This is a genomic window from Brevibacillus reuszeri (genome assembly GCF_001187725.1).
In the GTDB taxonomy this organism is placed as follows: domain Bacteria; phylum Bacillota; class Bacilli; order Brevibacillales; family Brevibacillaceae; genus Brevibacillus; species Brevibacillus reuszeri.
Window position 1 is genome coordinate 1 of record NZ_LGIQ01000018.1, and the last position, 1,895, is coordinate 1,895.

Here is a 1,895-nt window from a genome sequence, read left to right on the forward strand (position 1 = left end):
TGTGACTGCTAAACTAAAGTGGACAGTATCCACTAGATAAAATTGGACACTTAATTCCCAATTTTCACTCCATACTATGATAAATTTGTGGAAGGCATCATGGTATAGGAGGACGTGAAAGGTGGATAAGTGGCAGGTGTATGTAGAGATTGATCAATTATTAAAGCAAGGTTTTACAAAACGAAACATAGCGAAAAAATTAAAAATATCAAGAACAACATTGTACCGCTATCTTGAAAAGTCACCTAAGGAAATGGTTGATTGGATGGAGTCAACAAAATCTAGAGCAAAGAAGTTAGACAAGTACGAAGAACTCATTCTCCGATGGCTTAGAGAACATCCAGATATGTCAGCGGCACAAGTGTATGACTGGCTAAATGAGCGATTCGAAGATCTTGAAGTTGGAGAAAGTACTGTACGTTCGTACGTTAGAGAACTTCGTTCTCACTATGAGATTCCGAAGGAAATTCGATCTCGCTCGTATGAAGCCATACCTGACCCACCAATGGGGCAACAAGCTCAAATTGACTTTGGAGTTACTACACAAAAAGCAACCTCAGGGAGAAATGTAAAACTCTATTTCATTGCTTTTGTACTGTCCCACTCTCGCTATAAATATAAGGAGTGGATAGATAGACCGTTCACAACGAAAGACGTCATTAATGCACATGAAAATGCGTTTCGCTACTTTGATGGGGTACCTTTTGAATTGGTTTACGATCAAGATAACTTGATCGTCGTCAGCGAAAATGCCGGTGATGTCATTCTTACATCCGAATTTGAAGCATATCGTAGAAGTCGGAATTTGACGTTACGAATCTGCAGAAAAGCTGATCCAGAGAGCAAAGGTCGAATCGAGAACGTAGTAGGATTCATCAAATACAATTTTGCCAAGCATCGTATCTTTAGCAACCTTGATGCCTGGAACGAGCAAGGATTACGATGGTTGGAGCGAACAGGAAATGGAAAAGTACATCACACAACAAAAAAGAGGCCAATCGAAGTGTTTTCCCTAGAAAAACAACACTTGCGATCGCCCTCATCGATCAATACTGGTCATATTGATCAAGCCAAAAATACTCTGAATATGAGTATAACAAGGACTGTCCGAAAGGACAACACAGTGTTATACAAATCAAATCGTTATTCTGTCCCGTTAGGAACATATTCGCCTTACGGGAGAGTCATTCGTTTAACCGTAGAAGATGAATCTTTTCTTATGATTCATGATACAGAAACGAACGAATGGTTAGGTAGACACGCCATTCATTCTGGCAAAGGACATCTCATTCAAGATCGTAATCACACACGTGATCGTTCTAAAGGAATAGATGGGTATATAGACCAGTTGTCTAAGTATTTCTCCAAACCCGAGATGGCGAAGCAGTATTTAGAAGGTGTTCGAAAAAAGCATCCGAGATACATTCGCGATCAACTCCAATTGATCAGGAAACAAATTAGTCAAACAGAGACCCTGATACTGGATCAAGGATTAGTAGAGTGCACGAAACGAAAGTTATACAGTGCGAATGAGTTTACAGACATGATCGCTTACTTACATCGACAGAAAGTGTCCACACGGCTTGATCATGATTGTACTGTGCAGCCGTTACATAGTCTGTCAGCCTCTACGATGGTCTCTCCAGAGAAAAGAGACGTGAGTCAATATCTGATGATTTTGGAGGAGAGCCATCATGAGTGAACTGAGCCAACTGCAAGATTTGCTACGTTCGTTGCATTTATCCGAAACATCTCATCGGGTTTCAGAGTTACTACGAGAAGCTGAAAAACAGCAACACTCTTATCTCGCATTTCTTCGAAATGTCCTGGAATACGAGCAGACACGTCGGGAACTGAAACTGACGGAAAGGCGTTTAAAATGGGCGGCGTTCCCT

1 protein-coding gene and 1 pseudogene are annotated in these 1,895 nt (G+C 40.9%); both read left to right on the forward strand.

Annotated elements, in window-relative coordinates; translation table 11 throughout:
• Window positions 1-121 precede the first annotated feature (121 nt).
• The gene (gene istA, locus ADS79_RS33360) at window positions 122-1,702 is read left to right on the forward strand and encodes an IS21 family transposase (RefSeq protein WP_049742814.1); all 1,581 of its coding nucleotides are present in this window, start codon (window positions 122-124) and stop codon (window positions 1,700-1,702) included.
• Window positions 1,695-1,895 (forward strand): annotated as a pseudogene (locus ADS79_RS36370) (ATP-binding protein); the annotation flags it as partial. The gene istA and the pseudogene ADS79_RS36370, both read left to right, overlap by 8 nt.